This is a genomic window from Lysinibacillus sp. GbtcB16, assembly GCF_019091145.1.
Classification (GTDB): Bacteria; Bacillota; Bacilli; order Bacillales_A; family Planococcaceae; genus Lysinibacillus; species Lysinibacillus fusiformis.
This window is the reverse complement of sequence record NZ_JAGXJV010000623.1, coordinates 1-254: the sequence shown is the minus strand read 5'-3', so window position 1 is coordinate 254 and position 254 is coordinate 1. Positions and strand designations below refer to the sequence as shown.

At 46.1% G+C, this 254-nt stretch carries 1 protein-coding gene; it reads left to right on the top strand.

What is annotated here, in order from left to right; genetic code table 11:
- Positions 1–254, top strand: a 254-nt coding sequence (locus tag KVT27_RS25430; RefSeq protein WP_254636295.1) for an MATE family efflux transporter, incomplete at both ends; no start/stop codon positions are given.

Below are 254 nucleotides of genomic sequence, written 5' to 3'. Positions count from 1 at the left end.
AACTGGTGCAGGAATTTTGACTGCCCAATACTGGGGAAAGAGAGATATCAAGACAATTGGGCGCGTTCTGAGCATCTCCTGCTTGTTCTCGGTTTGCGTATCACTGCTCTTTTTTGCTGTGTCACTGATTTTCCCGGAAGTGCTCATGCACTTCTTCACGAATGACGAAGAGTTAATTCGGTACGGTTCGAGCTTCTTGCAAGTAATTTCGTTCTCTTACCTAGCCATGGGGATTTCACAGATGTACTTCAGCG